Raw genomic sequence first — 18,507 nt, 5'->3', positions numbered from 1 at the left:
AAGGTGTAGTTAGCTCTCATCCGGAAAAAGAAAAGGGTTCAGGCTGCTGCGTGAAAAGCCTTCCTGCTCCATGCGCGCATCCAGCACCAGCGAGGCGAGGTCGTCCGCTACCGGCTCCAGCGCCGGATCCTTTTCCTGATAAAGCATCTTCAGATAGGTACCGCAGTCGCCGCAGCTCTCCGCTTTTACCGCCGCATGCTCGCTGTCCAGCGACCAGTAGTGCAGGTCGCGCGTCTGTTCGCAGTTGCTGCACTTGCTGCGCGCCACATACCACTCGCTTTCGCACAGGTTGCAGTGCAGATAGCGCAGGCCCTGCTGCGTGCCGAGATGCACCACGCTCGCCACCGGCATGCTGGCGCATACGGGGCAGAACTGGCGATGCTCGCCATATTCGGCGCGCGCTTTGCCCGGGATCAGCGCCGCCATCTGCGCCCAGTAAACCGACAGCGCCGCCCAGATAAAGGGCGCTTTGTCGCTGCTGACCAGTGCGAACTCGCCCGCCAGCAGCGCGCTGGCCAGGGTTTCCAGTTCGCCTGCGGCGGTTTTTTCCAGGTTTTCCAGCACCGCCAGCGCCTGGCCGGTCATCTCCGGCTTTAGCTCGGCGATCAGCGAATGCAGCAGCCGCTGCCAGTGCGCGTCGCGCGGCAGGCTGTGAATGTCGAGCGGCGGCTTGCCCTCGGCGGCGCTCTGCACCAGGCGATCGTGAAGATCCCGGTGCAGCGGATGGTCATACAGCACGATCTCCTGCGCCTGGGCGATCTTGGCGGCGAAACGCAAATAGTCGCCCAGCGGATTTTTAGCCGCCAGATCGCGCAGTCGCGCAGCGCGGCGGCTATAAAGGTTCTTCAGCCGTGGAAAAAGTAACGGCGGAATGGTATCCGCCGTGTTTTTTTCGCTCTTCTCCAGCTGGTCTTGCGGGATGATGCGAATACTCATCAGAGGCGTTTTTCCTGTTGTATTGAGCGGTTACGCTGCTCGCGATACCAGCGAGGATGGTGCTTTTTCGCCCATGCGGGGCTTACCCAGCCTTCGACCATCGCCGTAATGGTCCCTTTAACCCACAGCGCCGCATAGATGTGCACCATAATCACGACGATCAGGCCCACGGCGGAGAGAGAGTGCACCAGCAGCGCCGCGCGGATCAGCGGGATGCTGAAGGCGCCGGCGAACCAGGGACGCCAGATTACCACGCCGCTAAGCAGCAGCAGCACTAAGCTGATGATAGCAGCCCAGAACACACACTTCTGGCCAAAATTATAGCGGCCCGTATCGCCGACCTCTTCATTAAGGGCAATTTTGTGAATGTTGCGCGCCCACAGCAGGTCCTCTCTGTTCACCAGATTATGATGCCAGTAGCGGAAAAACATCCGCATAAAGGCAGCAAACATGGTTACGCCGATAAAAGGATGCAGGATACGCGCCAGCTGCGGCGTGCCCAGCACATTCATCAGCCAGTTGAACGAGGGGAACAGAAAGCCCAGCCCGCTGAACGCCAGCAGCACAAAACAGATGGCAACAATCCAGTGATTGATACGCTCCGCCGCGCGGTAGCGTATGATGCGCTCGCCTTTTTTCACTCTTCCTCCTCCTTATGCTGCTCCTCATCGACCCGATTCGGGCCTACGCCGACATAGTGGAACACCGATGCGGCAAAGGTGGCGGCGAAGCCTATCGCCGCCAGCGGTTTCCAGACGCCTTTCCAGAAGGTCACTGTCGAACTGATGCTGGGGTTTTCCGGCAGCCCGTGGTAGAGCTGCGGCTTATTAGCGTGGTGCAGCACATACATCACATGGGTGCCGCCGACGCCTGCCGGATCGTAAAGACCGGCGTTTTCGAAGCCGCGCGATTTGAGATCGGCGACGCGCTCTGCCGCCAGCTGCTGCATCTCCTCTTTGCTGCCGAAGTGGATCGCGCCGGTCGGGCAGGTTTTGACGCAGGCGGGTTCCTGACCGACACTGACCCGATCGACGCAGAGCGTGCACTTATAGGCGCGGTTGTCCTCCTGGCTGATGCGCGGCACGTTAAACGGGCATCCGGCGATGCAGTAGCCGCAGCCGATGCAGTGCTCAGACTGAAAGTCGACGATGCCATTGGCGTACTGCACGATAGCGCCCGCCGACGGGCAGGCTTTTAAACAGCCGGGATCGGCGCAGTGCATACAGCCATCCTTGCGGATCAGCCATTCCAGCCGGCCATTCTCCTCAACCTCCGAGAAGCGCATCACCGTCCAGGCTTTGGCGTCGAGATCGGTCGGGTTGTCGTACACGCCGATATTGTGTCCAACCTCGGCGCGGATATCGTTCCACTCCGAGCAGGCGACCTGACAGCCTTTACAGCCGATACAGGTGGTGACGTCGATCAGCTTGGCGACCTGCTGTCGATGATCGCGCGCCTGCGGCGCGGGCGTGAGCGAGCTGGTCGCGGAGCGACGAATAATGTCCTGTGTGGGGTAAGCCATGTTCGTTCTCCGTTACGCCTTTTCCACTTTTACTAAAAATCCTTTGTATTCCGGCGTTTGCGAGTTGGCATCCCCCACTGACGGCGTCAGCGTGTTGGCGAGGAAGCCTTTGCGCGTCGCGCCTTCAAAGCCCCAGTGGCAGGGAATGCCGACGGTATCGACCGGCTTGCCGTCAATGTGCAGACGCTGCAGGCGCCGCGTCACCACCGCTTTGGCTTTGATATAGCCGCGGCGGGAAGAGACCCTGACGCTGTCGCCCGCTTTGATGCCTTTCTCCGCCGCCAGCTCTGCGCCAATCTCCACAAACTGCTCCGGCTGCGCGATCGCGTTCAGCAGGGCGTGTTTCGTCCAGTGGCGGAACAGCTCGGTAATGGAGTAGGTGGTGGCGACGCAGGGATAGTCGGCCACTTCGCCCAGCAGCGCGGCGTCGCGCGCAAAGAGGCGCGCCACCGGGCTGTGGCTCTGCTGCGGATGCAGTGGATTGGCGCCCAGCGGGCTCTCCATCGGCTCGTAGTGCTCGGGGAATGGCCCGTCGGCCATTTTGTCGAGGGCGAAGAGATGGCCCAGGCCATCCGGCTGCATGATAAAGGGGCCCGCCTGCTGCTGCGGCGCCAGCGTCAGCGGATAGTCCGGCACGTCGATACCCTGCCAGCGCTGGCCGTCCCACTCGATCAGGCGACGATTCGGATCCCAGGCTTTGCCCTGTTCGTCGGCGGAGGCGCGGTTATAGAGAATGCGGCGGTTCGCCGGCCACGCCCAGGCCCAGCCGGAAACCGCGCCCAGCCCGGAGGGATCGGCGTTGTCGCGACGCGCCATCTGGTTGCCCTGCGGCGTCCAGCTGCCGGCATAGATCCAGCAGGCGCTGGCGGTGCTGCCGTCGTTGCGCAGTTCGGCGAAGGAGTTAAGCTGCTGGCCTTTTTTCAGCAGCAGCTTGCCGCTGGCGTCGTAAATGTCCTGCAGCGCGCGGCCGTTGCTCTCCTGCGCCACCTCTTCCGGCGACGGATCGGCGGGGTTGCTGTAGTCCCAGCGCATCGCCAGCAGCGGCTCTGGCGCGACGCCGCCCTCCTGGCGGTAGAGTTCGCGCAGGCGCAAAAAGAGATTGCCGAGGATTCTGCCGTCGTGCAGCGCCTCGCCCGGCGGCTCGGCGGCGGCCCAGTGCCACTGCAGCCAGCGCGACGAGTTGGCGACCGAGCCGTTCTCTTCGGCGAAGCAGGAAGAGGGCAGGCGGAACACCTCGGTCGCAATCTTCGCGGGATCGACGTCGTTGAATTCGCCGTGAGGCTGCCAGAAGCTGGCGGTTTCGGTGCTGAGCGGATCGATCACCACCATATACTTCAGGCGCGAGAGGGCGCGACAGGCTTTGTTCTTGTCGGGGAAGGCGGCGAGCAGGTTAAAGCCCTGAACAAGGGCACCGTTTATTTCGCCCTGCTCCATCATCTCCGCCTGCGCCATGCAGTCGTAGCTCTTGTCCCATTTGGGCAGCCAGTCGTAGCCCCACTGGTTGTCCGCCGTGGCGCTGTCGCCGTAAAAGCTCTTCATCAGGCTGATAAAGAACTTATCGGTGTTTTGCCAGTAGTTGACCTGGCCCGGCAGCGATGCGGCAGGCGTCGCTTTTTGCAGATAGTCCGCCAGCGTCGCCATCTTCTCCGACGGCAGCGGCAGATAGCCCGGTAAACTTTGCGACAGCAGGCCGAGATCGGTATAGCCCTGTACGTTGGAGTGGCCGCGCAGCGCGTTAATGCCGCCGCCCGGCATGCCGATATTGCCCAGCAGCAGCTGGATCATCGCCGCGGTGCGGATAATCTGCGAGCCGTTGGTATGGTGCGTCCAGCCCAGCGCGTAGAGGATAGTGGCGGTGCGGTTGGGGGCGCTGGTGCTCGCCAGCTGGCGGCAGATAGTGAGAAAGGTCTCACGCGGGGTGCCGCACAGACGTTCCACCATTTCCGGCGTGTAGCGGCTGGCGTGCGCTTTGAGCAGATTAAGCACGCAGCGCGGATGGCTAAAGCTGTCGTCGCGGCGCGCATGACCGTTCTCATCCAGCTCATAGCGCCAGCTGGTGCGGTCGTACTGGCGCGTCTCCGCATCGTAGCCGCTGAACAGCCCCTCTTCAAAGCTATAGCTCTCGCTGACGATCAGCGCGGCGTTGGTGAAGGCGCGCACGTAGGGCTGCTGAATCTGGTTGTTCTGCAGCAGATAGTGAATGACGCCCATCAGGAACACCACGTCGCTGCCCGCGCGCACCGGCGCATAGAGATCGGCTACCGACGCCGAACGGTTAAAGCGCGGATCCACGACGATAACCTGCGCGTTGTTGCGCGTCTTCGCCTCGATCACCCATTTAAAGCCGACCGGGTGCGCTTCCGCCGGATTGCCGCCCATAATCAACACCACGTTGGCGTTCCTGATGTCGTTCCAGCTGTTGGTCATTGCGCCGCGGCCGAAGCTGGGCGCCAGCGCGGCGACCGTGGGGCCGTGGCACAGCCGCGCCTGGTTCTCCAGCGCAACGATGCCGAGCGCGCGGGCAAATTTATGGTCGAGCAGCCCGGTTTCATTGCTGGCGGCGGACGAGCAGAACATGGCGGTGGTCGGCCAGCGGTTGACCGTGACGCCGGCGGCGTTGGTTTGCTGGAAGTGGGCGTCGCGATCCTGCTTCATCAGGCGGGCGATGCGCTCAAACGCCTCCTGCCAGCTGATGCGCTGCCACTTGTCGCTGCCCGGCGCGCGGTACTCCGGATATTTCAGCCGCTGGTCGCTGTGAATATAGTCGAGTACCCCCGCGCCTTTCGGGCAGAGCGAGCCGCGGCTGACCGGATGATCGGGATCGCCTTCGATATGGTAGATAGCGGCGCTGGCGTTTTTGGCGCCGTCGCCAAGGCTGTAGATCAGCATGCCGCAGCCGACGGAACAGTAAGTGCAGTTATTGCGGGTCTCTCTGGCGCGTACGAGCTTATATTCCCTGATACCGGCCAGCGCGGATTCCGGTGCGAAGCCCAGCAGCGCCGCGCTGGTGCCCGCCATTCCGCCAGCGCAGATCTTAAAAAAACTCCGTCTGGTAATTTGCATTTATCTTTCTTCTTTATTGGCTCCATTGCGAAGCTATGCAAAATAACAATCCTGTCTGCGTCTTATTTGATAAAGGTCAATAAGTTAGCTTTTAGTAATGCCTTTTTTAAATTCTGTTTAAATTTGTTTGAAGAGCGGCCAGCGTAGCGCGTGCTGTTTCAGGCGACGGGAAAACGCGCCTTTCTCAAATAAACGCGAGGTTAAGCGCAACGGAAAATCATTCTCATTTATCTCGCTAAAGCGCGCCGTAGCGCCATCGGTTATCTTTTCACCGCATAATTTGTATAGCGGTTTTTTTGCGCTGCCGGTGACAACAGGGCAAACTTAACCGCGCGGCTGGCCGCCCTCGCGGCTGCGCAAAATTTAATCTCTTGTTAACAACAGGTCGTACTCCTTGAACGTTATCCCGCAAATCCCCGGCGAAAATTTAACAACTCAGACCGGCGTCAGCGAAATGCCGGTATGGCAGCGCGCCGACCTGAGCGTGGCGCAGCCCGACTGGCTGGCGGATGAAGTGCCGGTCGCCCTGGTCTATAACGGCATCTCCCACGTGGTGATGATGACCACGCCGAAAGATCTGGAGGCGTTCGCCATCGGCTTTTCCCTGTCGGAAGGCATTATCGACGCGCCGGGCGATATTTTTGGTCTCGACGTGGTGCCGGGCTGTAACGGCATTGAGGTGCAGATCGAACTTTCCAGCCGACGTTTTATGGCGCTAAAAGAGCAGCGGCGCGCGCTGGCGGGACGCACGGGCTGCGGCGTATGCGGCGTCGAGCAGCTGGAGCAGATCGGCAAGCCGGTGCAGCCGCTGCCTTTTACCCAGACCTTTGAGCTGGCGCAGCTGGATCGCGGCCTGAGCCAGCTAAAGGGTTTTCAGCCGGTCGGTCAGCAAACCGGCTGCACCCACGCGGCGGCCTGGCTGCGTCCGGATGGGGATCTGGCGGGCGGCTGCGAAGATGTGGGTCGCCACGTCGCGCTGGATAAGCTGCTTGGCTACCGCAGCCGCGCGGCGTGGGGCGACGGCGCGGTGCTGGTCTCCAGCCGCGCCAGCTATGAGATGGTGCAGAAATCCGCGATGTGCGGCGTCGAGATCCTGTTCGCCGTCTCGGCGGCGACCCGCCTGGCCGTCGAGGTGGCGGAGCGCTGCAACCTTACGCTGGTCGGCTTCAGCAAGCCGGGACGCGCCACCGTCTATACCCATCCGCAGCGGCTGCGCTAAGGCGCGTTTAGCGCCAGCGGTCTGTAAAAACAACAGTTTGTTTATAACGGATTTGTAAATTCCTTATCTTTAATGGGGCATTGATTACCCTTTTCCGGATCATGAATTTAACTATAATGGTTCGACTGCTTACGCGGCACGCCATCAGGCGGCGCCGCCCAAATATGAAATGGAGAGGAAGAACATGAGTTATTCACTGCCATCCCTGCCTTACGCATACGACGCACTGGAACCGCACTTCGACAAGCAGACGATGGAAATCCATCACACCAAACACCACCAGACCTACGTTAACAACGCTAACGCCGCGCTGGAAGGGACCGAATTCGCTGACCTGCCGGTTGACGAGCTGATTACCAAACTGGATCAGGTTCCGGCAGACAAAAAAACCGTGCTGCGCAACAACGCCGGCGGTCACGCTAACCACAGCCTGTTCTGGAAAGGCCTGAAAACCGGTACCACGCTGCAGGGTGACCTGAAAGCGGCTATCGAAAAAGATTTCGGCAGCGTTGAGAAATTCCAGGAAGAGTTTGAGAAAGCCGCCGCTACCCGCTTTGGTTCAGGCTGGGCGTGGCTGGTGAAAAAAGGCGACAAACTGGCCGTGGTCTCTACCGCTAACCAGGACAACCCGCTGATGGGCGAAGCGATCTCCGGCGCGTCAGGCTACCCGATCCTGGGCCTGGACGTCTGGGAGCACGCTTACTACCTGAAGTATCAGAACAAACGCCCTGACTACATCAAGGCGTTCTGGAACGTGGTGAACTGGGACGAAGCCGCAGCGCGTTTCGCTTCTGCTAAATAAGTTGTTCCGTTAATAAAGCTAAAACCGGCGAAGCGATTCGCCGGTTTTTTTATGGCTAAAACAGCGGTAATTAAACCGCAGCTAAACATGCGCGCAGCTGGCTTTTAACCTTTCAGGACATTAACCTTCCGTTGAATTTCACGCAGGTAGGCTAAATAACATTCCACCAGAGAATGTAATATTATGTCTATTATAACTACATCTACACCGGCCGCCGAATCATCTGCTTCGCTGTTTTTTCAGCTCATCAGCGGAAAATATATTCCTGATAAACTGTGGTTGAGTAAACAATTCCGCCTGAAGTTCGCGTTGCGAACGCTGGCGTTTCCCGTCACAACGCTGCGCTATTTACACCAGCTGTCGCGCCTGCCCGATTTACATCAGGTAATGAGCGTGCAGGGGTTATTACCCGCCAAGCTGCACCGTCCCTATTTGCGCGCCGGGTTCAGCGTGGCGGCGCGCGCGCAGGCGATCCTTGATCACTATCAGCTCATCGCCACGTTGCAAAACGGCCGGCTGCGTCAGCTGCTGCAAAGCCCCGGCGATAATTTACTGGCGACCCTGAGCGGAAAAAACGGCGAGACGTTCGAGCTTTTTTGCTGCCCGGGCCGTTTCGATCGCGAAGGGGAAATTACGCTGGTGCTGCGCTATCAGCAGGAGGTTATCGCCTCGCTCTCTTTTTCGCTGATCCTGGAGGCTGGCGTGCCCACTGTGCTGATCGGCGGCCTGCAGGGGCCGCGTAAACATATCTCTAACGAGGTGATCCGCGAGGCGACGAAAGCGGCGCACGGGCTATTTCCCAAACGCCTGGTTATGGAGGTGGTCTGTATGCTGGCGCAGCGCTGTGCGGCGGAGAAGATTATCGCCGTAGGCGATACCACACACGTGTTCCGCAGCCTGCGCTATCGCCACAGCAAAAGCGATTACTTCTTTGCCAGCTATAGCGAGTTCTGGACATCGCTGGGCGGCGAGGCGCGTAAAGACGCGCTCTATCAGCTGCCGCTCAGCCTGCCGCGTAAAGCGCTGGAGGAGATCGCCAGTAAAAAGCGTGCGGAATATCGTCGACGTTATGAACTGCTTGATGCGCTGGCGCAGCAGGTGTCAGCTGCCGTCGGCCAGCGCGGAGAGGATCAGGCGGCCGCCTGATCCCGCACTCAGAACGGCTTCTTCGCGAAGCCGGTCATCACTTTCAGGCCCATTTCGCGGCCCAGCGCGGTCATGGGATGCACCACCACCAGGCCACGCACGCTCTTCTTCAGCGTGCCCATATCGGCCTGCTCTTTTTTGGTGATCTCACGGCTGAACGGCAGCGCCATCAGCTTCTGCGCCTCTTTGCTCAGCTTGTCGTCGCGCTTGTCGCGCAGGCGTTCGATTTCGGTCACCAGCTTCTCTTTTTCTTTCAGCAGCGCGCCCAGCTTCTCGGCGTCGCCCGCTTCCAGCAGCTGCGGCTCTTTACGATTCAGGGCGTCCAGCTGATCGCTCAGACGTTTAATCTCGGCTTTTTCTTGCTCTTTCATGGCGAAAACTCGTTGTGGAAAACAGGCAAAGGATACACGAAAAGCGGCGCAAATTCGCGCGCGGCGAGCGAGGAGGGCGCCTGAAGCTCAGGCGCCGGGACGTTTGAACGCCTGTTTCAGGCTAATGCGCGAGATCAGCTCGGTCAGAGAGAGCACCATGGTCGAGCGCACCATTTGCAGATAGCGCTGCTGCTGCATGGCGCGCAGCTCGGCATCGTCGGGATGAAAATCGGGTTTCGGCGGCCAGGCGGCCACGCAGTGCAGCTCGCCAAAGGGGCCGAGGATCTCATCGTCGGTAAAGCGATAGTCGCCGCGATCGTGGTTCAGCTCTTCGCGCAGCGCCAGCAGTAGCTCGCAATCTTCATACTCATGGCGGCTGATGACGCCCAAACCATAGATAAGCTTAAGGCGCACCGGCAGTTCGCCGAGCGGGCCGTCGCCCAGCAGCAGCGGCTCAACCGCATACTTCACCGCGTAGTCATCCTTGCGAAACACCTGCAGCACCAGCAGATTGACCGCTTCGGCCAACAGCTCGACGGCAGCGATCAGAAAGCTTCTCACCGAACGTCCGGCGTTCAGGCGCTCAAGCACCCGGTTTTCAAAAGCTTGCTTCTCTTCCATTGTCGCCTGCAGAATTCTTATCCCGTCAACGGGCGCAGCGTCGCCGCGCCCGTACCGCTTGTGCGTGACTGACACGCGCCTGTCAGGCCATTGCGTTATACGCGCTGACCGCCGCCGCGACAACATCGCTGTCGGCATCCAGACCGGATACCTGCGCTAGCGCCGCCTGCGGGCCTTTCTCGTTAATCAGCGCTTCCAGCTCCTGCGCCTGCGGGTCCTGCGCGCTGCGGTAGTGCATCGCAGCGGCAATGCCCTGCACCAGATGGGCGTTCGGCAGCTGATACTCCAGCGTGCCCAGCGTCGGTTTGATCAGGCGATCGCCCGCGCTCAGCTTACGCAGCGGCTGGCGGCCCACGCGCTCTACATCATCTTTCAGGTAAGGATTTTCGAAGCGGCCGAGGATTTTCTCGATATAGGCGGCATGCTTGTCGGCGTCGAAGCCGTAACGCTTGATCAGCACCGCGCCGCTCTCCTCCATCGCTCCCTTGACCACCGCGCGGATTTTCTCATCCAGGATGGCGTCGCGAATGGTCTGATGCCCGGCAAGCTGGCCGAGATAGGCGGTGATCGCGTGGCCGGTGTTCAGGGTGAAGAGCTTGCGCTCGACGAACGCCATCAGATTGTCGGTAAGCTCCATGCCTGCAACGGTGGGCAGCTCGCCTTTAAACTGGGTTTTATCGACAATCCACTCGCTAAAGGTTTCCACGGTCACCTCCAGCGGATCGTTGCTGCCCGCTTCGGATGGCGGCACGATGCGGTCTACGGCGGAGTCGACGAAGCCGACGTGCTGCTCGACCCAGGCGTGATGCTGCTCCGGCAGCGCTTTCAGCACGTGCTGCTTCAGCTGGCTGGTGCCGCGCACCATGTTTTCACAGGCAATAATATTGAGCGGACGATCGTTACCTTCGTCATGGCGTTTCGTCAGGCCTTTCGCTACGCTGCCCGCGATGCGCTCCAGGATCTGCGGACCAACGGCGGTGGTCACCAGATCGACCTCCGCTACCAGCGCGATAATGTCGTCGCTGGTGCTGTTGACGGCGCTGACGCCCTTTACAATTTCCACTTTCGCCTGCTCGCCAACCACATGTACTGGATATTCATGACGCGCGTTCAGTGCATCCAGCACCACCTGGTTAACATCGGCAAACACCAGTTCAATGCCTGCATCCGCCAGCAGCTTGCCAATAAAGCCGCGACCGATGTTACCTGCTCCAAAATGTAACGCTTTCATAATATTGACCCATATCAAATGACGATGGGGCGGGCACGCCCGCCCCGGAAATCGGGACGGGCTTACCCGCCCCAGGGAAATTCACGCAGGACGTTTAGGCGGCCGCCGGGCTGCCTGACAGCAGATCCAGCACTTCCTGCACGCTGGTGGTGTGCGCCAGCTTCTCAATCACGCTTTCGTCGTCCAGCGCGTTGGTCAGGCTGGTGATCACCTGGATGTGCTCGTTGTTGCGCGCCGCGATACCGATAACCAGGCGGGCCACGTCATCCGCATCGTCGCCGAACAGCACGCCCTGCGGATACTGACAGAACACCACGCCGGTTTTCAATACGCGATCTTTCGCTTCCACCGTGCCATGCGGCACCGCAATGGACTCGCCCAGATAGGTGGGGGTGAGTTTTTCGCGCGCCAGCATCGCTTCGACATATTCCGGCTGCACGTAGCCGCCCTTCACCAGCTGTTCGCCGGCGAAGCGGATCGCCTGCTCTTTATTGCTGGCGCTCAGGCCGAGGAAGACGTTGTTCGCGCCCAGCTTAAAAAGATGGGGGTTGCTGGTGTCGTAGCTGTCCGCCAGCGCGGTCTGTACCACTTCGCGGTGCGCTTCGCTGCGGTTCGCCGCTACCAGGCGATCGGTCAGGTTGGTGTAGAGCGCGCTGTCGAGGAAGTTATTCAGCGAAATATGCTGCGCCTGCGGTGCCTGACGCATCGCGCGCTCGGTGAGGTCGCGGTGGGTGATCACCAGATCGACGTCGCCCGGCAGCGAGTTAATCGCGCTGTTGGTAACGGAAACGTTAGTGAGTCCCGCATCCTGCACTTTCTTGCGCAGCACGCCCGCGCCCATCGCGCTTGAACCCATACCGGCGTCGCAGGCGACGATGATTTTGCGCACGTGGCTGACGTCAACGCTGCTGGCGTCGGTAACCACCGGCGCGCCCGCCACAGCCTGGCCTTTCGACTGTGCTTTCATATCATGCATGCGTTTGGTCGCCGCTTCGATATCGTCATCTTCTTTGGCTTTGCTGGTTTTCAGCAGGATGGAAGAGACCACGAAGGAGACCGCAAAAGCCGCCACGATCGCCGCGATATTGGCGAAGTAGGCGCCTTTCGGCGTCATCGCCAGCACCGCCAGGATAGAGCCCGGCGAGGCGGGAGAGACCAGACCACCATTAAGCAGCGTCAGGGTGAAGACCCCGGTCATGCCGCCCAGAATCACTGCCAGCAGCAGACGCGGTGCCATCAGCACGTACGGGAAGTAGATTTCGTGGATGCCGCCGAGGAAGTGGATGATCGCCGCGCCGCCCGCAGACTGCCTGGCGCTGCCGCGGCCAAACATCATATAGGCGACCAGTACGCCCATACCCGGACCAGGGTTCGCCTCAATCAGGAAGAAGATCGATTTGCCCGCTTCGCTTGCCTGCTGGATGCCCAGCGGTGAGAAGATGCCGTGGTTGATGGCGTTATTAAGGAACAGTATTTTCGCCGGTTCAACAAAGATGGAGGTCAGCGGCAGCAGGTTGTTCTGCACCATCAGGTTGACGCCTGCGGCGAGAATATGGGACAGCCCCTCTACCAGCGGCCCGATGGCGAGAAACGCCAGCAGCGCCAGCAACATGCCGATAATGCCGGCAGAGAAGTTGTTGACCAGCATTTCGAAGCCGCTTTTGATTTTACCGTCAACGGCGCGGTCGAAGGATTTGATCGCCCAGCCGCCCAGCGGACCGGCAATCATGGCGCCGAGGAACATCGGCATATCGGCGCCGACGATCACGCCCATAGTGGTAATAGCGCCAACTACGCCGCCGCGATCGCCGCCAACCAGACGGCCACCGGTGAAACCGATCAGCAGCGGCAGCAGGTAGGTGATCATCGGACCGACCAGCTTCGCCAGCGTCGCGTTAGGGATCCACCCGGTCGGGATAAACAGCGCGGTAATGATACCCCAGGCGATAAACGCCCCGATGTTAGGCATCACCATATTACTCAGAAAGCGACCAAAGCTTTGAACCTTGACCTTGACTGATGAGGACATAAAGCCACCCCTTATCGAGACGCGCTGCAATAAGAGAGCGCGTTTGTTTTTGTTAAGCCAGCACGGCGTCGAGCCGTCGCTATTACTGTATGCAGGCGGACTCTAACACGCGAATATGACGCTGCGTAGCGGGCGGCCTAAGTGTGATCCAGATCACTTAACTACAGTGGTGGCAGGGGCTTTTTTGGTGATTTAGATCACATAACATCGGCTTAAAAAACCGGCAAAGACGATTTTTTCGCCACAAAACCGGGATATATGTGACTAAAATCACATTTAGATCATCTCGGTTTGTTTCATATATGTGACGAAGTTCACAAACTATTTTTGATTGAAAATGCGCCAGATCACACTACTGGCGGCGCGTTTGTCGGGCGGACAATAAAGTGAAAAGCGGTAATGCGGGGAGGCCGGGACAAGCGGCAAACTTGTCCCGGAGGAGGCTTTACTGCAGGCCGTTCTGCACGGCGGTCTGCGCCTGAGTCAACGCCTGCGCGTTGGCGGAGATGGTGCTCATCAGCGCGTTATACTGCGTGACCTGATCGGGCGTCGGGAACTGAACGGCGCTATTGTTAAAGCTCACGCGCGGCCCCTGCTGCTGCAGAAAGTCGCCCGCCTGCGCCGCGCCCTGGCTCAGCGCCTGCAGCTTCGGCAGCAGCGGCACCAGCTGGTTAGCTGGCTGCGTAACCACTTTATCGTAAGCGGCGTCGTAGACCTTCTTCAGATCCTCTTCCTGCTTAAGCGAGGCCTTGCTGCTGTCCGCCTGCATTTTGGCGCTCTCCAGCTGCTGCGTGACAATCACCAGCGCGCCGTTCGCCTGACGCAGCGCGTCGCGGCGCGTCAGGTAGTCCTGCGGTACGTGGATCGCCGACAGCTCATCAACCACCGGACGCATGCCCTGATCAATCGCCTTATTCACCTGCTGGGAAAAGCCGTAAAGAATGGCGTAGTCGCCCGCGTACTTGCCAAAATTCTGCTTCTGGCTTTCGCTCAGGCTTGGCAGATGTTCGCCGCTGCGCATAACGGTGTTTTGCAGAAAGTCGATAAAGGCCTTGCGCTGATCGCCCTCTTTGTCGCCGCACGCGGTGAGGTTAAGCACCAGCAACGCGGCGCCGAGCAACATGCCGGTACGCATCCAGATGCGAGAAATTCCTGATGCCATAAGGGCAACTCCTGTAAATGAGAATGTGGATAACTGAGGAATGGTCCTAAAGAATAGAGCAAAGTAGCGCTCAGGCACAACGCCGGCAAGCGGGAAAGGCGCTGCGGCTCAGAGGTTTCCGGGCAGAGGCCTGCCCGGAGTAGTCAAGAGGGTTAACCGGTGTTGCGCATACCCGCGGCGACGCCCGCGATGGTCACCATCAGCGCCTGCTCGACGCGCGGATCGACCTCTTCGCCGCGCGCTTCCTGATCGCGCGAACGCTGCAGCAGCTCCGCCTGCAGCACGTTGAGCGGATCGGTGTAGACGTTACGCAGCGCGATCGACTCGGCTATCCAGGGCTGATCCGCCATCAGATGCGCGTCGTTGGCGATGGTCAGCACCGCTTTAATGTCGGCGTCAAGCTGGTCGCGCAGCTGTTTACCCAGCGGCCACAGCGTTTTGTCCACCAGACGCTGATCGTAATATTCCGCCAGCCACAGGTCAGCTTTGGCGAACACCATCTCCAGCATGCCTAACCGCGTGGAGAAGAACGGCCAGTCGCGGCACATCGCTTCGAGCTGATCCTGATGGCCTTCGTCCATCGCCTTTTGCAGCGCCGCGCCCGCGCCGAGCCAGGCGGGCAGCATCAGGCGGTTCTGCGTCCAGGCGAAGATCCAGGGAATGGCGCGCAGCGACTCGACGCCGCCGGTCGGGCGACGCTTCGCCGGACGCGATCCGAGCGGCAGCTTGCCCAGCTCCTGTTCCGGCGTGGCGGAGCGGAAGTAGGGCACGAAGTCCGGGTTTTCGCGCACGTAGCCGCGATACATGGCGCAGGAGTGCTGTGAGAGCTGATCCATAATGGTGTGCCACTCTTTCTTCGGCTCCGGCGGCGGCAGCAGGTTCGCTTCCAGAATCGCGCCGGTGTAGAGCGACAGGCTGGCGATGGTGACTTCCGGCAAACCATACTTAAAGCGGATCATCTCGCCCTGTTCGGTTACGCGCAGGCCGCCTTTCAGGCTGCCCGGCGGCTGTGACAGCAGCGCCGCGTGCGCAGGCGCGCCGCCGCGGCCGATGCTGCCGCCGCGGCCGTGGAACAGCGTCAGCGCGATGCCGGCTTTCTCGCAGGTTTTGATCAGCGCGTCCTGCGCCTGATACTGCGCCCAGCTGGCGGCCATCACCCCGGCATCTTTCGCCGAGTCGGAGTAGCCGATCATTACCATCTGTTTGCCCTGAATAAAGCCGCGATACCAGTCGATATTCAGCAGCTGGCTCATAACGTCATTGGCGTTGTTGAGGTCGTCGAGGGTCTCAAACAGCGGCGCGACCGGCATGGCGAAGGTAATGCCCGCCTCTTTCAGCAGCAGATGCACCGCCAGCACGTCGGACGGCGTCTTCGCCATCGAGATAACGTAGGCGGCAATCGAGCCTTGCGGCGCTTCGGCGGCGACGCGGCAGGTTTCCAGCACTTCGCGCGTCTCGTCGCTCGGCGCCCAGTGGCGCGGCAGCAGCGGACGTTTGGAGTTAAGCTCGCGTACCAGGAAGGCCTGCTTATCCGCTTCCGACCAGCTTTCATAGTCGCCGAGGCCGAGATAGCGGGTCACTTCAGCGATCGCTTCGGTATGGCGCGTGCTCTCCTGACGCAGATCGATGCGCACCAGCGGCACGCCGAAGCACTTCACGCGGCGCAGCGTATCCAGCAGCTGACCGTTGGCGATAATGCCCATGTCGCACTGCTGCAGCGACTGATAGATAGCGTAAAGTGGCGTCCAGAGCTGATCGTTGGAGACCAGCAGATCGGCAGGACGCGGCAGATGCTCGCCCTTCAGGCGGCGCTCAAGCCAGGACTGGGTGGCGAGCAGCTGGCTGCGCATGCGCTTCAGAATCACGCGGTAAGGCTCAATCGCCTCCGGGTCGCCGCACAGCTCGCGCACCTCGTCGCTGCATTCAGACATCGAGAGCTCGGAGATCAGCACGCCGATATCGCGCAGAAAGAGGTCGGCGGCTTTCCAGCGGCTGAGCTGCATGGCGTGACGCGTCACCGTGGCGGTGACGTTGGGGTTGCCGTCACGGTCGCCGCCCATCCAGGAGGTAAATTTCACCGGCACGAAATCTACCGGCAGCTTCACGCCGAACGCCTCTTCGACCTGCTCGTTCAGCTCGCGCAGAAAGGCGGGTACGCCTTCCCACAGGCTATTCTCCACCACGGCGAAGCCCCATTTGGCTTCGTCGATCGGCGTCGGCCGATATTTGCGGATCTCATCGGTGTGCCACGCCTGCGCCACCAGCTGTCGCAGGCGGCGCATAATCTGGTTGCGCTCATAGTCAGAGATGTCGCTGTGATCGAGCTGCTTCAGGCAGCTGTTCACCTCGACCAGCTTGTGGATCAGGGTGCGGCGGGTGATCTCGGTGGGATGCGCCGTCAGCACCAGCTCCAGCGACAGCGATTCAATCGCTGCACGGATCGCGCTTTCGCTGACGTCGGGCTGTTGTTTAAGACGATCAAAGGTGGTTTTCAACAGTTCGGGATGGTTCGCGCCGTCGCCGCTGCGTGAAATGGTCTGATACTGTTCGGCGACGTTGGTCAGGTTAAGAAACTGGCTAAAAGCGCGTGCCACCGGCAGCAGCTCGTCGTTCGACAGATTTTGCAGCGTGTTAAGCAGTTCCTTGCGATGAGTGTCATTTCCCGCACGGGATGACTTTGAGAGTTTGCGGATGGTCTCCACCCGGTCGAGGATGTTCTCTCCTAGTGCATCCTTGATCGTATCCCCGAGCAGTTTGCCGAGCATACTGACATTACTTCGCATTGCGGAATATTGTTCGTTCATGTGACCCTGACACCCTTATCGTCTTTGTAAACTTCTACACCCAGCGTTCGCGGCAAGGCCGAAACTGCATGAGTAATCACCCACCGGGCATAACATCGTCTTTTATCTAGCCACGTAAACCTGGCGACGTCAATGCGCATAAGCGCCCGGTAACATGCGGCTAACTGCTGGAAATTCAAAGATTTTAAATAGAGAGGAGCGGGATAAGTTATTCTTATCAGCAAATCCCGCGTATTGAACAGGAAATTTACTTTCTTAACAGTAGATTGCCCTGTTTATTGCGTATCAGTGGCAAAAGTGCTGCACAACCTGCGCGATCAGGGCGCGAGTCGGCTTAATAAATGCGGTATCGATAAATTCATCTGGCTGATGCGCCTGGTTGATCGATCCCGGCCCCAGTACCAGCGTCGGGCACAGCTCCTGAATAAACGGCGCTTCGGTGCAGTAGTTCACCACTTCGGTCTGCGTGCCGAGCAGTTTTTCCACCACGGCAACCAGTTCGTGACTGGCCGGGCATTCGTAGCCCGGAATCGGCGGATGCAGCTCGCCGACCGTAAGCCGTCCCGGCCAGCGCGCGCTGACCGGCGCCAGCGACTCGTTCAGCAGCCCTTCCAGGTCGTTTAGCGACAGGCCCGGCAGCGGACGAATATCCATGTGCAGCTCGCAGCAGGCGCAGATGCGGTTCGCCGCGTCGCCGCCGTGGATATGGCCGAAGTTCATGGTCGGATAGGGAATGGCGAAGCCGTCGTGGTGATAGCGCTCTTTGAGGGTATTGCGCAGCTGCATCAGATGACCGATGGCGTCGTGCATCAGTTCGATAGCGTTGACGCCGCGCGCCGGATCGCTGGAGTGGCCAGACTGGCCCTGCACGCGAATAACGTGCGAGAGATGGCCTTTATGCGCGCGCACCGGCTTCAGCGAGGTCGGCTCGCCGATAATGGCGCAGTCTGGGCGAATGCTCGCCGTTTCAGAGAAGTACTTCGCGCCCGCCATGGTGGTCTCTTCATCGGCGGTGGCGAGAATATAGAGCGGCTTGCTGAGTTTGCTGACGTCGACGTCGCGCAGCGTGTCGAGGATAAAGGCGAAGAAGCCTTTCATATCGGCGGTGCCCAGGCCGTAGAGCTTGTTGTCGTGCTCCGTCAGGGTAAAGGGATCGCGCGTCCAGCGCCCGTCGTCGAACGGCACGGTATCGGTATGGCCCGCCAGCAGCAGACCGCCTGCGCCGCTGCCGCTGCGCGCCAGCAGGTTAAATTTATGGCGCGTGCCCGGCACCGGCTGTACCTCTACGTTAAAGCCGAGATCGCGGAACCAGCCTGCCAGCAAATTGATTAAAGTTTCATTGCTCTGATCGAGCGCGGCGTCGGTTGCGCTGATGCTCGGTGTGGCAATCAGCTGGCGGTAGAGTTCGATAAAAGGCGGTAATTTTGTCTTCACTGTTGACGGTCCTTGAGTTAGGATGTATCAATATTCATGCATTAATAGTGAATAAAAATACATTAACGCCGGTTGGCTGGGAAGCAGAAATCCTTCGCAAACGGCATCGTGGGCAACGGGGCAAGGCCGCGACCCGGAACGTGTGACTGTAAAAAGGTATACAGCCT

At 59.9% G+C, this 18,507-nt stretch carries 14 protein-coding genes; 3 read left to right on the top strand and 11 right to left on the bottom strand.

Annotated features, from left to right (window positions below):
* Window positions 1-9: 9 nt before the first annotated feature.
* Genes fdhE through fdnG form a run of 4 tightly spaced genes read right to left on the bottom strand, consistent with a single transcriptional unit; the run spans window position 10 to window position 5,521 of the window.
* Window positions 10-936: a formate dehydrogenase accessory protein FdhE gene (gene fdhE / locus MHZ97_RS14460; protein WP_103797142.1), complete on the bottom strand. Its 927-nt coding sequence runs from the start codon at window positions 934-936 to the stop codon at window positions 10-12.
* Window positions 936-1,577 carry a formate dehydrogenase cytochrome b556 subunit gene (gene fdoI / locus MHZ97_RS14455; RefSeq protein WP_239315511.1) on the bottom strand — a complete coding sequence of 214 codons (642 nt, stop codon included), beginning with the start codon at window positions 1,575-1,577 and terminating at the stop codon, window positions 936-938. Before fdoI ends, fdhE begins: the two co-directional genes overlap by 1 nt.
* Entirely contained in the window at window positions 1,574-2,458 is an 885-nt protein-coding gene (fdxH, locus tag MHZ97_RS14450) for a formate dehydrogenase subunit beta (protein ID WP_239315510.1), read from the bottom strand. Before fdxH ends, fdoI begins: the two co-directional genes overlap by 4 nt.
* Window positions 2,459-2,470: 12 nt before the next feature.
* The gene (gene fdnG, locus MHZ97_RS14445) at window positions 2,471-5,521 is read right to left on the bottom strand and encodes a formate dehydrogenase-N subunit alpha (RefSeq protein WP_239315509.1); all 3,051 of its coding nucleotides are present in this window, start codon (window positions 5,519-5,521) and stop codon (window positions 2,471-2,473) included.
* A 454-nt stretch (window positions 5,522-5,975) separates the two neighbouring features.
* Between fdnG and fdhD the strand changes: the two genes are divergently transcribed.
* The 3 genes from fdhD (at window position 5,976) to MHZ97_RS14430 (ending at window position 8,688) form a co-directional block, all read left to right on the top strand.
* Window positions 5,976-6,740, top strand: coding sequence for a formate dehydrogenase accessory sulfurtransferase FdhD (gene fdhD / locus MHZ97_RS14440; protein ID WP_239315522.1), 765 nt, complete (start codon window positions 5,976-5,978; stop codon window positions 6,738-6,740).
* A gap of 184 nt (window positions 6,741-6,924) precedes the next feature.
* On the top strand, window positions 6,925-7,542 hold the full coding sequence (gene sodA / locus MHZ97_RS14435) for a superoxide dismutase [Mn] (RefSeq protein WP_033755547.1): 618 nt from the start codon (window positions 6,925-6,927) through the stop codon (window positions 7,540-7,542).
* 183 nt (window positions 7,543-7,725) lie between these two features.
* Window positions 7,726-8,688, top strand: coding sequence for a VirK/YbjX family protein (locus tag MHZ97_RS14430; protein WP_239315508.1), 963 nt, complete (start codon window positions 7,726-7,728; stop codon window positions 8,686-8,688).
* A gap of 8 nt (window positions 8,689-8,696) precedes the next feature.
* On the opposite strand, the gene MHZ97_RS14425 is transcribed toward MHZ97_RS14430, so the two are convergent.
* The 7 genes from MHZ97_RS14425 to argE form a co-directional block, all read right to left on the bottom strand.
* Entirely contained in the window at window positions 8,697-9,059 is a 363-nt protein-coding gene (locus MHZ97_RS14425) for a YibL family ribosome-associated protein (protein WP_103797148.1), read from the bottom strand.
* A gap of 87 nt (window positions 9,060-9,146) precedes the next feature.
* Window positions 9,147-9,680, bottom strand: a complete 534-nt coding sequence (locus MHZ97_RS14420) for an MltR family transcriptional regulator (RefSeq protein ID WP_103797149.1) — start codon at window positions 9,678-9,680, stop codon at window positions 9,147-9,149.
* An 82-nt stretch (window positions 9,681-9,762) separates the two neighbouring features.
* Complete coding sequence (gene mtlD, locus MHZ97_RS14415; protein WP_239315507.1) at window positions 9,763-10,911, bottom strand: mannitol-1-phosphate 5-dehydrogenase; 1,149 nt, start codon at window positions 10,909-10,911, stop codon at window positions 9,763-9,765.
* 94 nt (window positions 10,912-11,005) lie between these two features.
* Window positions 11,006-12,940 (bottom strand): PTS mannitol transporter subunit IICBA, encoded by a 1,935-nt coding sequence (locus tag MHZ97_RS14410; protein ID WP_239315506.1) that lies wholly within the window; start codon window positions 12,938-12,940, stop codon window positions 11,006-11,008.
* Window positions 12,941-13,385: 445 nt separating this feature from the next.
* Window positions 13,386-14,102, bottom strand: a complete 717-nt coding sequence (locus tag MHZ97_RS14405; RefSeq protein ID WP_103797152.1) for a DUF3053 domain-containing protein — start codon at window positions 14,100-14,102, stop codon at window positions 13,386-13,388.
* Window positions 14,103-14,254: 152 nt separating this feature from the next.
* On the bottom strand, window positions 14,255-16,906 hold the full coding sequence (gene ppc / locus MHZ97_RS14400) for a phosphoenolpyruvate carboxylase (RefSeq protein ID WP_103797153.1): 2,652 nt from the start codon (window positions 16,904-16,906) through the stop codon (window positions 14,255-14,257).
* Window positions 16,907-17,191: 285 nt separating this feature from the next.
* A complete protein-coding gene (gene argE / locus MHZ97_RS14395; protein WP_103797154.1) occupies window positions 17,192-18,340 on the bottom strand; it encodes an acetylornithine deacetylase in 1,149 nt (382 codons plus the stop codon).
* Between the last annotated feature and the right edge of the window lie 167 nt (window positions 18,341-18,507).

The organism is Pantoea sp. ACRSC, assembly GCF_022346785.1.
GTDB classification, from domain to species: Bacteria; Pseudomonadota; Gammaproteobacteria; order Enterobacterales; family Enterobacteriaceae; genus Pantoea; species Pantoea alvi.
This window is presented reverse-complemented; position numbering and strand designations above follow the sequence as displayed.

Bases quoted from the DNA above. Each gene is read 5' to 3' on its own strand.
- fdhE (WP_103797142.1), bottom strand. From the start codon at position 936: ATGAGTATTCGCATCATCCCGCAAGACCAGCTGGAGAAGAGCGAAAAA.
- fdxH (WP_239315510.1), bottom strand. From the start codon at position 2,458: ATGGCTTACCCCACACAGGACATTATTCGTCGCTCCGCGACCAGCTCG.
- fdnG (WP_239315509.1), bottom strand. From the start codon at position 5,521: ATGCAAATTACCAGACGGAGTTTTTTTAAGATCTGCGCTGGCGGAATG.
- fdhD (WP_239315522.1), top strand. From the start codon at position 5,976: ATGCCGGTATGGCAGCGCGCCGACCTGAGCGTGGCGCAGCCCGACTGG.
- sodA (WP_033755547.1), top strand. From the start codon at position 6,925: ATGAGTTATTCACTGCCATCCCTGCCTTACGCATACGACGCACTGGAA.
- MHZ97_RS14430 (WP_239315508.1), top strand. From the start codon at position 7,726: ATGTCTATTATAACTACATCTACACCGGCCGCCGAATCATCTGCTTCG.
- MHZ97_RS14425 (WP_103797148.1), bottom strand. From the start codon at position 9,059: ATGAAAGAGCAAGAAAAAGCCGAGATTAAACGTCTGAGCGATCAGCTG.
- MHZ97_RS14420 (WP_103797149.1), bottom strand. From the start codon at position 9,680: ATGGAAGAGAAGCAAGCTTTTGAAAACCGGGTGCTTGAGCGCCTGAAC.
- mtlD (WP_239315507.1), bottom strand. From the start codon at position 10,911: ATGAAAGCGTTACATTTTGGAGCAGGTAACATCGGTCGCGGCTTTATT.
- MHZ97_RS14410 (WP_239315506.1), bottom strand. From the start codon at position 12,940: ATGTCCTCATCAGTCAAGGTCAAGGTTCAAAGCTTTGGTCGCTTTCTG.
- MHZ97_RS14405 (WP_103797152.1), bottom strand. From the start codon at position 14,102: ATGGCATCAGGAATTTCTCGCATCTGGATGCGTACCGGCATGTTGCTC.
- ppc (WP_103797153.1), bottom strand. From the start codon at position 16,906: ATGAACGAACAATATTCCGCAATGCGAAGTAATGTCAGTATGCTCGGC.